This is a genomic window from Cellulomonas sp. (assembly GCF_017744555.1).
Lineage (GTDB): Bacteria > Actinomycetota > Actinomycetes > Actinomycetales > Cellulomonadaceae > Cellulomonas.
The window spans coordinates 1-11,924 of sequence record NZ_JAGIBD010000035.1; the positions used below are offsets into that span (position 1 = coordinate 1).

The window sequence follows — 11,924 nt, forward strand, 5'->3', positions numbered from 1 at the left end:
GCGTCGGCGTCCCATCGAGCCAGTATCGCGGCGGGCGGCCCGCGGCGCGGGGACCGCCGGCCGGGCGGCGCCGGTGCCGTCGGCGGCCCCTGGACCGGCGACGCGGACGAAAGCGGGCGTGCGCCTGTCGTCTCGCGCATGCTGGTCCAGGTGGTGCGGTGGTTCGCGCCGCTCGGACGACGGGAGGCGCGCATGGCGACCAGCGCCGGCCTGCTGCTCTACCGCCGCGGACCCGGCGGTGTGGAGGTGCTGCTCGGGCACATGGGCGGACCGTTCTGGGCCCGCAAGCACGAGGGCGCGTGGTCGATCCCGAAGGGCCTGCCCGAGGCGGACGAGCCGCTGCACGACGCCGCCGTCCGCGAGTTCACCGAAGAGCTCGGCGCCCCGCCGCCGCCCGCGCTGGTCGACGACCTGGAGCTCGGTCAGGTGAAGCAGAGCGGCGGGAAGACCGTGGTCGCGTGGGCGCGGGAAGGCGACCTCGACGTGGAGCAGGTCTCCAGCAACCTGGTCGAGGTCGAGTGGCCGCCCCGGTCGGGCCGCACGCAGCTGGTCCCGGAGATCGACCGGGCGGCGTGGTTCGCGCCCGACGAGGCTCGCCGGGTCGTGGTCAAGGCCCAGGCCGAGCTCGTCGAGCGGCTGGCCGCGATGCTCGACGGCCTCCCCCGGTGACGCACGGCGAGCCGGAGGGCTCCCGCGCAGGCGGACTGGGAGCCGCGCAGCTCGGCGGGGGCGAGCACACCGGCGGGACGTTGCGCGAGGCCGTCCCCGGCCTCGCGGCGCTGACCGCCGCCACGTTCGTCGCGATCACCACCGAGGCGCTCCCCGTCGGCCTCCTGCCGCAGATCAGTGCCACGTTCGACGTCCCGGAGTCCACCACCGGCCTGCTCGTCACCGTGTACGCGGTGATGGTCGCCGCACTGGCCGTCCCGCTGACCGTGCTGACCCGGCACCTGCCCCGCAAGGGCCTGCTCGTCGGGACGCTCGTCGTGTTCACCGCCGGCACCGCGCTCACGGCCGTCGCGCCGACGTTCGCCGTCGTGGTCGTCGGGCGGGCTCTCGGCGGTCTCGCGCACGCGCTGTTCTTCTCGTTGAGCATCGCTTACGCGTCGCGGCTGGTGAGGCCTGAGTTCGTCGGGCGGGCGATGTCGTTCGCGGCGTCGGGTGTGTCGGTCGGCTTCGTCCTCGGCGTCCCTGCGCTCACGGCGCTGGGCGCCGCCGCCGGGTGGCGGGTCGCATTCGTCGTGCTCACGGGCCTCAGCGTGCTCGCCGTCGGGCTGGTGCTGCTCCTGCTGCGCCCCGTCGCCGCCGTGGACCCCGCGCCGCCCGAGTCCAGCGGCGACCTGCGGACGCGCCGTCGCCGGCTCGCGATCGTCACGACCGCGAACATGGTGACGTTCCTCGCGCACTTCACGGTCTACACGTACGTCGCGGTGCTGCTGCTCGCGGCCGGCGCCACCCCGACCGCGATCGGCCCGGTGCTCCTGGTCCTCGGGGCCGTCGGGCTGCTGGGCCTGTGGTTCGCGGGCGCGACCCTCGACCGGCGCCCCCGGCTGTCCGCGCTGGCCACGCTCGGGGCGATGGCCGTCGGGCTGCTGCTCGTCGGGCTCGTGTTCCCCGCCTCCGTGCCGGTCGTCGCGGGTGCTGCTCTGTGGACCGCGGGCTACGGGGCCGTGCCGTCCGTGACCCAGGCGGCGGCGCTCCGCACGCACGCGGTCTCGTCCGACGTGGCGGGCGCGCTCGTGAACGCGACGAGCAACGTGGGCATCGCCGGGGGCGCGGCGCTCGGGTCGCTCGTGCTGCGGTCGGGGGAGGTCGGGGTGCTGCCGTTCGTCGGGGCGGGCATCGTGGCCGTGGCGCTGGTCGTCGTGCTGGTCGCGCGCAGGGCGTTCCCAGCCCGGCCCTGACGTCCCGACGGGCGCTCAGCGGCTCGTGACCTCCACCCGACCGACGGCCCCGCGCTCCGCGTCCGACATCGCGTGCGTCACGAACGCGTACGTGCCCGCCTCGGGGAACGTGAGCTCGACGAACCCGCCCTGCGCGGGCGCGAGGTCGAGCACCTGCGCGCCGCCCGTGCCCGTCGAGCCGCCGTCGCGCAGCACCCAGTCGCCCTCGCGGTAGACCGTGTCGAACTGGCCGCCGACCACGTGGAACGCGCTCGGCCGGTTCGGCCCGGCGTCGAGCACCCAGAACCGCACGCGCTCCCCCGCCACGGCCGTGAGCGGCCGGTCGCGGTACTGGTTCGCGTACCCGTTGAACACCACGAGGTCGGGCGTCCCGGCGGCGATCTTCGCGGCGTCCGCGACGTCGCCCTGCGCGCCGAGGTAGAGCTCGGACTGCACGACGACGTACTCGCGGTCGACGGCGAGAAGGCCCGGCGGGTCGACGACGACCGCGCCGACCATGCCGTTCGCGATGTGCATCGACATCGGCATCGTCGAGCAGTGGTACATCCAGATGCCCGAGCGCGTCGCCGTGAAGCCGTACGTCAGCGACTCGCCCGGCTGGATCGTGCGCATCACGTCGTCGGGGGCGAGCGCGCCCGCGTGGAAGTCGACCGAGTGCCCGATCGAGCCGTCGTTGACGAGCGTGATCTCGAACCGGTCGCCGACCCGGCCGTGCAGCACCGGGCCGGGGGCCTGGCCGCCGAACGTCCAGAGCGTCTGTGTGACGCCTGGGGCGACCTCACGGACGACCTCCTGGACCGTCAACGTGACCCGGTGGGTGGTCGGGCCCGCGGGGGCGAGGGTCGCGTCGTACGGCCGGAACGACGCGTCCGGGGTCGCCATGAGGTCGAGGTCGTCTGCGGCGTCGCCCGTGGGCTCGTCCCCGGTCATCGCACCCATGTCGTGGCCGGCGTGCTCGCTCGGTGCAGCGGTCGTGGTGGCCGCCGCGACCGGCGCGCCGACCGCGACGATCTGCAGCGTCATGCCCATCTGGCGGTGCCCGGCGATCGGGCACCAGCCGTCGAGGTCGGACCCGACGACCCCCACGTCGACCGTGCCCGCGGCCCCGGGTGCGAGCCGTCCCGAGCGCGCGCCGGTCTCGACGACGAGCTCGTGCACGTCCCCGTCCTCGTTGGTCACGTCCAGCACCAGGCGGTCGCCGACCGGGACCTCGACGGTCGACGGGCTGAACCGCATGTCGAGCGCACGCACCGCGACGGCCGTGGTGTGCCCGGTCGGCGCGACGGGCTCCTGGACGGTAGCGGCGCCGATGCCGGCGGCCGCGGGGTCGACGGCGACGCCGAGCGCGACGGCCATCGCGAGGACCCCGGTCGCGACGACCGCGGCTCCGCTGCGTGACGGGGTCGGGGTCGACGGGCCGGCGGTCGCACCGCCGGGCGCCGGGACGCCACCGGTCGGCGGCACGGCGGCGGGGCGCAGCGCCGCGTGCACCGCACGCCCCGCGAGCACGAGGAACGCCACGAGCGCCCCGAGCACGACCATCGACGTCAGCACTCGGACCGCGCTCGGCACGGGCAGCGCGAACAGCACGAGGCCGCCGTTCACGAGGACCACCCGCACGAGCGCCCCGCGGTCCAGCTCGGCCGACGTGCGCCGCGCCACGGACGGTCCCCCGCCGAGCACCACGGGCAGCAGGTACGACAGCGACCCGACGAGCACCTGTGCCGCGAACCCGACGGCGAACGGGGCGACGAGCACGTGCAGCCGGTCGGCCGCCTCGACCCAGCCGGGCGCGGCGACGACGACCGCACCGAACCGGATCGTGCACACCACGAGCCACGCGACGGCTGCCGCGAGGCTCCACCCGGCGTACGTCCTCGGCGCCGCGGTCCGGGCCTGAGCGACCATCACGACCCCACCGAGCACGGTTCCGCCGACGACGACGAGCGCACCGAGGCCGACGACCGGCCGCCACCCGGTCCCGGCGCCGAGCGCCACGAGCAGCAGCCCGCCGAGCAGCACGGGCAGCGCTCGACGGCTGGCGCGCTCGTGCTCGGGCTCGATCCGCGCGTGCAGCACGGTCGGCCACAGCACGACGAGCGTGCCGAGCACGGTCAGCCCGACCCAGCCGAGCAGCGCGAGCGCGACGTGCGCGACGTAGAGGCGACCGTGCAGGCCGTCGGACACGTGCCCGCGCGCCATCGCGACGCCGCACGCCACCGCGACCGGCAGCACCAGACCGGCCGCGACGTAGTACCGGGCGGCGTGCCCGAACCGGGACGGGAGCGCGGACCTCGACTGCACCGCGATCGTGACGACCTGCGCGAGCGCGGCGCCCGCGACGAGCACGCCACCGACGACGACGGGCCACGTGAGCGACGCGGCGATACCCGCGAGCACGGCGAGCGCGCCGACCGTGTGGGCCGCGAGCCGCACCGTCAGGCCGGCGCGCCCGCCCGGGGCAGGGTGCCGCAGCAGGGTGTCCGCGAAGTGCTGGCTCCACACGAGGATCGCGGTGCTGACCGCGCCGAGCAGCAGCAGGTGGACCATCATCCAGGTCGCCGCCGGTACCGCCCGGTGCCCGAGGGCGAGCGCCGCCGCCGCCACGAGCCACGCGACCACCAGGGCGTTCGCCCGCAGGTGCCACGACGCCCGGCTCATCGCGCGACCACGCTCAGGGACATCGGGGCCGACGTCGCGGCGGGTGCGTCCGTCGGCGGTGCGGGGCTCGCCCGCGCGTCATCGAGCACGGCAGTCGCCGGCACGTCGTCCGGCCCGTCGTCGGGCTCGTCCTCCGCCCGCCGACGTCCCGCGTCGCGCGCGGGCGGCCCGACGGCGACGCTCCACGCCGCCGTCCCGAGGAACATCAGCACCGCGACGACGTTCGCGACGCCCCCGACGCGCACCGCCGTGACGCTCCCCCACGCGTCCCCGGCGAGCAGCCGGAACGCGAGAGACACGTGCAGCAGCGCGAGCGGCACGAGCATCACGGGCCGGTACGGCAGCGGCCGGCGCAGCACCGCGGGCAGGATCACGGGGGCGTGCGCGATGACCATCGACATCACGAACCCGAGGAACACCGCGTGCAGCACGGCGTCGTACGCGGGCCCGTCGGTCACGGCCCCGGCCAGCAGCCAGAGCGACCCGGCGACGGCCAGCCACGCGAACCCGGCGAGCATCGCGAGCGCCATGAACCGCGGGAGCCCGGTGCTGCGGACGGTCCGGCGGGCGACGTCGTGCCGGGCGAGCAGCGCGGCCTGCGCGACGAGCGCGACACCGAGCAGGGCACCGCCCGCGACCGGGTGCAGCAGCGCGACCGCGGCGCCCATGACCAGCAGCAGCGTCGCGACGACGAGCGCGGCACGCACGGCGACGGGCGGCGGCGCGAACCGCATGAGCTCGAGCCGCTCACCCACGACGGTGAGGACGAGGAACGCGACGAACCACGGCGTGACGACCGGCACCGGCACCCCGGCGAGGAGCAGCAGCGCGGACCCGGCGGCCGCGAGCGCGCCAGCCCCCTGGACGGCGACCGCGGACACGGGCTGCCGCCGCCACACGAGCAGGTAGATCCCGACGAGCGCGAGCGTCCCGGCGAGGTGCAGCGCGCGCCCGACGACCGTCGGCCAGGCCGGCAGCAGCGCGAGCGACCCGGCGGCGAGCAGCACCGGCGACGCGAACGCGAGCGTCCGACGCACGGCGACGGCCCGTTCCAGCGCGACGAGCGTCCCGACGACGCCGAGCACCATGAGCTGGCCGTGCACGTCGCCGAGCCGGTCGGCCCGGATCGGCGCAGGCACGCCGAGCAGCACGAGCGCGCCGTCGAGCCCGGCCAGCAGGGCCAGCCCGGCGGGCACGAGGAGCACCACGCGCAGGGGTGGGCGGGTGGTGCCGCGACGGTTTTCCACGGGCTCGACGCTAGTTATCCACGGTGCGTCGGCCTGGGACGGAGGTCCCGGTGATCGGGACCTCCGTCCCACGCCGGACCCCCGGGGCACCGGCCGATACTGCTCGTATGTCCGTCCGCCGCACCCAGGCCGCGCGCACTCTCGCGTCCGGCAGCCGCGTGGACCTGCTGCACCTGCTGCAGGACGGAGCCGAGCACACGATCGGCGAGCTCGCGGTCGCGACCGGGCTGCACGAGAACACCACCCGCGAGCACCTGCAGCGGCTCGTCGCGGACGGGTTCGCGCAGCGGGCGCCCGAGCGGCGGTCCGTCCGGGGCCGTCCGCGCATGGTCTACCGGGCGGTGTCGGCCGACGACCTGCGCAGCGACCCGCACGCGCAGCGCCGGATCGAGGAGTCGATCGCGCGCGTCGCCCTCACGCGCGTGCTGCTGGAGGGCTACGGCCGATCGGTCGGCTCGCCGACGCAGGCCGCGCAGGCCGCCGGACGGGCGATGCTGGACGACCCGACGATCGGCGGCCACGGACTCGGTCCCGTCCCCACGCCCCCTGACGCCACCCCGTCCGCCGACCGGCAGCTCGACGCGCTCGAGGGGCACCTCGAGCGGCTCGGCTTCGACCCCGAGCTCGACCGCGACGAGCTGGCGTTCCACCTGTACCGGTGCCCGTTCAAGGACCTCGCGCAGGCGCGCCCCGAGGTGGTCTGCAACGTGCACCTGGGCCTCGCGCAGGGAGTGCTCGACGCCGTCCCGGGTCCGGTCGCGGCACACAAGCTGCTGCCGTTCGTCGGCCCGGACCACTGCGTCCTGCAGCTCGTCAGGGCCGGCCAGGGACCCGCCGCCGACCCGCTCTGAGCCGGGCGGGTTTTCCACGGCACTTTCGCGAGCACCTCACCCGGCCCCGCGGTCATCCTCGGCCTGAGCCCGAAGACGGGCCCACGGAACGGAGGACCGCGGGAGGTCCCGATGTCGACGCTGACCCTGCTGCGCAAGCCGCCCCTCACGGGCTGGGACCCGGAGAACGACGCCACCTGGGACAAGCGCCTGGCGTGGCGGACCCTCGCGATCACCACGTACAACCTGATGCTCGCGTTCTGCGTCTGGTACCTGGTGAGCGCGATCGCGCCCCGCCTCAACGACATCGGGTACGACCTGTCGAAGGGCCAGCTGTACTGGCTCGCGGCGATCCCGGGACTCGCGGGCGGCATCGGCCGGCTGATCTACATGTTCCTGCCGCCGATCGTCGGCACCCGCACGCTCGTCGGCGGCACGGCGACCCTGATGGTCCTGCCGATGGCCGGCTGGGTGCTCGCGGTCCGCGACCCGTCCACGCCGTACACGATGCTGCTGCTCCTCGCGGCGGCGGGCGGCATCGGCGGCGGCGCGTTCGCGGGCTTCATGCCGTCGACCAGCTACTTCTTCCCCAAGCGCATGGCCGGCACCGCGCTCGGCCTGCAGGCGGGGATCGGCAACTTCGGCGTGAGCCTCATCCAGTTCCTGGTGCCGTGGGTCGTCGGGTTCGGCCTGCTCGGCACCGCGGCGCTGTCGCCGCAGGTCAAGGCTGACGGGTCCGAGATCTACCTGCACAACGCGGGCCTCGTGCTCATCCCGTGGGTGGTGCTCGGCGCGATCCTCGCGGCCGTCGGGCTGCGCCGCATCCCGCTCAAGGCGAACTTCCGCGAGCAGCTCGACATCTTCGGCGAGAAGCACACCTGGTACATGACGGCGGTCTACGTCATGACGTTCGGCGCGTTCTCGGGCTTCGCCGCCCAGTTCGGCCTGCTCATCAAGAACATGTACGACGGCATGGAGGGCGCGCCCGACCCGCTGAAGTACATCTTCCTGGGGCCGCTGCTCGGCTCGATCACACGCGCCGCGTGGGGCCCGCTGTGCGACAAGCTCGGCGGCGCGATCTGGACCCTGGTCTCCGGCATCGGGATGACGGCCGCGACGGTGTTCACGGTGTTCTTCCTCGACCCGACGGACACCAGCACGTTCGGCCTGTTCCTCGGCGGGATGCTCGCGATCTTCACGTTCGCCGGCATCGGCAACGCGGGCACGTTCAAGCAGATGCCGATGATCTTCGACCGCCGCCGGGCCGGGGGCGTCATCGGGTTCACGTCGGCCATCGCGGCGTTCGGCCCGTTCCTCGTGGGCATCGGCCTGTCGCTCGTCGCCCCGCAGGCGTTCTTCGTCGGCGCGGCCGTGTACTTCGCGCTCTGCACGGCGCTCGTCTGGCGCCAGTACGCCCGCCCCGGCGCGCCCCGCCCCAGCTGATCCCGTCCGGGCCGGCGCTCGCCCCGGCCCGGGCCTGCTGGATCCGCTCGACGACCACCCCTCGGAGGAGGCAGCCGTGAACCCGTCCCCCACCGGCACCGACAACGCCGCGATCGACGCGCTCCTGAGCCTCGGGTCGCACCTGCGACCGGGCACGATGTCGGCCGACAAGCGGGCGCTGTTCCTCGACGGCGGCCGGCAGGGCGACGCGTTCTACCGGGACCGCTGGTCGCACGACAAGGTGGTCCGCTCGACGCACGGCGTGAACTGCACGGGGTCCTGCTCGTGGAAGGTGTACGTCAAGGACGGCATCATCACGTGGGAGACGCAGCAGACCGACTACCCGTCGGTCGGGCCCGACTCCCCCGAGTACGAGCCCCGCGGCTGCCCGCGCGGCGCGGCGTTCTCCTGGTACACGTACTCGCCGACGCGCGTGCGCTACCCGTACGTGCGCGGTGCGCTGCTGCGGGCGTACCGCGCGGCCAAGGAGCGCACGGGCGACCCGGTGCTCGCCTGGGCCGAGGTGACCGGCGACCCCGAGACGGCCCGGTCGTACAAGTCGGCGCGCGGCAAGGGCGGGCTGGTCCGGGCGTCGTGGGACGAGGCGGCCGAGATCGTCGCGGCCGCGCACGTGCACACGATCAAGACGTACGGCCCCGACCGCGTCGCGGGCTTCTCGCCGATCCCGGCGATGTCGATGGTGTCGCACGGCTCGGGCGCGCGGTTCGTCACGATGCTCGGCGGCACGATGCTGTCGTTCTACGACTGGTACGCGGACCTGCCGGTCGCCTCCCCGCAGGTGTTCGGCGACCAGACGGACGTGCCCGAGTCGGCGGACTGGTGGAACGCGAGCTACCTCATGATGTGGGGCTCGAACGTGCCGGTCACGCGCACGCCCGACGCGCACTTCATGACGGAGGCCCGCTACCGCGGCCAGAAGGTCGTGACGGTCTCGCCCGACTACGCGGACAACACGAAGTTCGCGGACGAGTGGCTCGCACCGCACCCGGGCACGGACGGCGCGCTCGCGACGGCGATGGGCCACGTGGTGCTGCGCGAGTTCCTCGTCGAGCGGCGCACGCAGCGGTTCGTCGACTACCTGACGCGGTACACCGACGCGCCGCACCTCGTCACGCTGCGACGCCGCGGCGACGCCTGGGTGCCGGACAAGTTCCTCACGGCCGACCAGCTCGACGGGCCGGTCGCGGGGCCCGACGGGACGCCGCGTGAGTCGCACTCGCGCGACGCCGCGTTCATGACCGTGGTCCTCGACGCCGACGGGTCGCCGCGCGTGCCGAACGGAACGCTCGGCCACCGTTTCGACCCAGCGCAGGCGGGGTCGTGGAACCTCGACCTGGGTTCGATCGAGCCCGTGATGTCCGTCGCGGACCTCGCGACCCACGACGGCGATGCTGTCGCGATCGACCTGCCGCGGTTCGACGTCACCGGCAGCGAGCACACCGGCGGTGCGGGCGTGGTCCGCCGCGGCGTCCCGGTGACCCGCATCGGCGACGCCGTCGTCACGACGGTCTTCGACCTGCTGCTCGCCCAGTACGGCGTGGGGCGCGACGGCCTGCCCGGCACGTGGCCGACGGGCTACGACGACCCGACGACCCCCGGCACGCCCGCGTGGCAGGAGGAGATCACGGGCGTCCCCGCCGCCGCTGCGGAGCGGATCGGCCGGGAGTTCGCGCAGAACGCCGAGGACTCGAACGGCCGCTCGATGATCCTCATGGGCGCCGGGACCAACCACTGGTTCCACTCGGACACGATCTACCGCACGTTCCTCGCGCTCGTCACGATGACGGGCTGCCAGGGCGTCAACGGCGGCGGGTGGGCGCACTACGTCGGCCAGGAGAAGTGCCGGCCCGTGACCGGCTGGGCGCAGTACGCGTTCGGCCTCGACTGGGTGCGGCCGCCGCGGCAGATGATCGGCACGGCGTTCTGGTACCTCGCGACCGACCAGTGGCGGTACGACGGGCTGCCCGCCGACGCGCTCGCCTCCCCGCTGGCAGAGGGCCGCTTCGCGGGCCGGACGACCGCCGACTGCCTCGTCGAGTCGGCGAGACGCGGGTGGATGCCGTCGTACCCGACGTTCGACCGCAATCCGCTCGACCTGGTCGACGAGGCGCGCGCGGCCGGTGTCGAGCCCGCGCAGTACGTCGTCGACGAGCTGCGTGAGGGTCGGCTCGGTTTCGCGTGCGAGGACCCCGACGACCCGGCCAACTTCCCGCGCGTGCTCACCGTGTGGCGGGCCAACCTGCTGGGCTCGTCGGGCAAGGGCAACGAGTACTTCCTGCGCCACCTGCTCGGCACGGATGCGGCCGTCATGGCCGAGGAGTCGGGCCCGAACCGCCGCCCTGCGAGCATCGCCTGGCACGGCGAGGCACCCCGCGGCAAGCTCGACCTGCTCGTCACGAGCGACTTCCGGATGACGTCGACCACGCTGTTCTCCGACGTCGTGCTGCCCGCGGCCACCTGGTACGAGAAGCACGACCTGTCCACCACGGACATGCACCCGTTCGTGCACTCGTTCAACCCGGCCATCGCGCCGCCGTGGCAGACCCGCACGGACTTCGACATCTTCGTCACGCTCGCCCGCGCCGTCTCGCGGCTGTCCGAGGGCCATCTCGGGACGCGCGAGGACCTCGTCGCGGTCCCGCTGCTGCACGACACGCCCGACGAGCTCGCGACCCCGCACGGCACGGTGCGCGACGTCGACGACCTGGTCCCGGGCGTGACGATGCCAAAGCTCGTCGTCGTCGAGCGGGACTACACCGCGCTGGCCGACCGGTTCACGTCGCTCGGCCCGCTCACCGCGAAGGTCGGCATGGTCACCAAGGGCGTGACGTTCATGCCCGACCAGGAGGTCGCCGAGCTCGGCCGCCTCAACGGGACGACTCCGTCCGGTCCTGCCGCCGGGCGGCCCCGCCTCACGACCGCGCAGCACGTGTGCGAGACGATCCTCGCCCTGTCGGGCACCACGAACGGACGTCTCGCGGTCCAGGGCTTCGAGCACGTCGAGCGACAGAGCGGCACCGAGCTCGCCTGGCTGGCGCGCGAGCACGAGGGCAAGCGCATCACGTTCCCCGACGTGCAGGCCCGGCCCGTCCCGGTCGTCACGTCGCCCGAGTGGTCGGGGTCGGAGCACGGCGGCCGCCGGTACACGGCGTTCGCCATCAACGTCGAGCAGCTCAAGCCGTGGCACACGCTCACCGGCCGGCAGCACTTCTTCCTCGACCACGACTGGATGAGCGAGCTCGGCGAGAACCTGCCCGTCTACCGGCCGCCGCTCGACCTGGGCCGCCTCTTCGGCGACCGCACGCCGGGCGTGACCGGCCCGTCGGGCGCCCCCGGTTCCGAGGGCCACGCCGAGGTCACCGTCCGCTACCTGACGCCGCACTCCAAGTGGTCGATCCACTCCGAGTACCAGGACAACCTGTTCATGCTGTCGCTCTCGCGCGGCGGCCCGACGATCTGGATGTCGCCGCAGGACGCCGACACCATCGGCGTCCGGGACAACGAGTGGATCGAGGCGTACAACCGCAACGGCGTCGTCGTCGCCCGCGCGATCGTCAGCCACCGCATGCCCGCCGGCACGGTCTTCATGTACCACGCGAAGGACCGCACGGTGGACGTCCCCCGCTCGGAGACGTCAGGCCTGCGCGGCGGCATCCACAACTCGCTCACGCGCGTGCTGCTCAAGCCGTCGCACCTGGTCGGCGGGTACGCGCAGCTCTCGTTCGCCTTCAACTACCTCGGCCCGACGGGCAACCAGCGCGACGAGGTCACGACCATCCGACGTCGGTCGCAAGACGTCACGTACTGACGCGGAGGGA

The 11,924-nt window shown here is 74.1% G+C and carries 7 protein-coding genes; 5 read left to right on the plus strand and 2 right to left on the minus strand.

Annotation, left to right across the window (positions count from 1 at the left end):
- Nucleotides 1-138: 138 nt before the first annotated feature.
- Both J7523_RS17135 and J7523_RS17140 read left to right on the plus strand, forming a co-directional pair.
- Nucleotides 139-669, plus strand: coding sequence for an NUDIX domain-containing protein (locus tag J7523_RS17135; RefSeq protein WP_291889354.1), 531 nt, complete (start codon nucleotides 139-141; stop codon nucleotides 667-669).
- Entirely contained in the window at nucleotides 666-1,904 is a 1,239-nt protein-coding gene (locus tag J7523_RS17140; protein ID WP_291889357.1) for an MFS transporter, read from the plus strand. Before J7523_RS17135 ends, J7523_RS17140 begins: the two co-directional genes overlap by 4 nt.
- 15 nt (nucleotides 1,905-1,919) lie before the next feature.
- Here J7523_RS17140 and J7523_RS17145 read toward each other — a convergent pair whose 3' ends face one another.
- Together J7523_RS17145 and J7523_RS17150 are read right to left on the minus strand one after the other, a co-directional pair.
- Nucleotides 1,920-4,565 carry a multicopper oxidase domain-containing protein gene (locus J7523_RS17145; RefSeq protein WP_291889360.1) on the minus strand — a complete coding sequence of 882 codons (2,646 nt, stop codon included), beginning with the start codon at nucleotides 4,563-4,565 and terminating at the stop codon, nucleotides 1,920-1,922.
- Complete coding sequence (locus tag J7523_RS17150; protein ID WP_291889364.1) at nucleotides 4,562-5,812, minus strand: hypothetical protein; 1,251 nt, start codon at nucleotides 5,810-5,812, stop codon at nucleotides 4,562-4,564. The genes J7523_RS17145 and J7523_RS17150 overlap by 4 nt, the downstream gene beginning before the upstream one ends.
- 107 nt (nucleotides 5,813-5,919) lie before the next feature.
- Between J7523_RS17150 and J7523_RS17155 the strand changes: the two genes are divergently transcribed.
- From J7523_RS17155 to J7523_RS17165, 3 genes are all read left to right on the plus strand, one after another.
- Entirely contained in the window at nucleotides 5,920-6,663 is a 744-nt protein-coding gene (locus tag J7523_RS17155; RefSeq protein ID WP_291889368.1) for a helix-turn-helix domain-containing protein, read from the plus strand.
- Between the two features lie 111 nt (nucleotides 6,664-6,774).
- Nucleotides 6,775-8,085 (plus strand): MFS transporter, encoded by a 1,311-nt coding sequence (locus J7523_RS17160; RefSeq protein ID WP_291889370.1) that lies wholly within the window; start codon nucleotides 6,775-6,777, stop codon nucleotides 8,083-8,085.
- Between the two features lie 76 nt (nucleotides 8,086-8,161).
- Complete coding sequence (locus tag J7523_RS17165; RefSeq protein ID WP_291889373.1) at nucleotides 8,162-11,914, plus strand: nitrate reductase subunit alpha; 3,753 nt, start codon at nucleotides 8,162-8,164, stop codon at nucleotides 11,912-11,914.
- Nucleotides 11,915-11,924 lie beyond the last annotated feature (10 nt).

Bases quoted from the DNA above. Each gene is read 5' to 3' on its own strand.
- J7523_RS17135 (WP_291889354.1), top strand. From the start codon at position 139: ATGCTGGTCCAGGTGGTGCGGTGGTTCGCGCCGCTCGGACGACGGGAG.
- J7523_RS17155 (WP_291889368.1), top strand. From the start codon at position 5,920: ATGTCCGTCCGCCGCACCCAGGCCGCGCGCACTCTCGCGTCCGGCAGC.
- J7523_RS17160 (WP_291889370.1), top strand. From the start codon at position 6,775: ATGTCGACGCTGACCCTGCTGCGCAAGCCGCCCCTCACGGGCTGGGAC.
- J7523_RS17145 (WP_291889360.1), bottom strand. From the start codon at position 4,565: ATGAGCCGGGCGTCGTGGCACCTGCGGGCGAACGCCCTGGTGGTCGCG.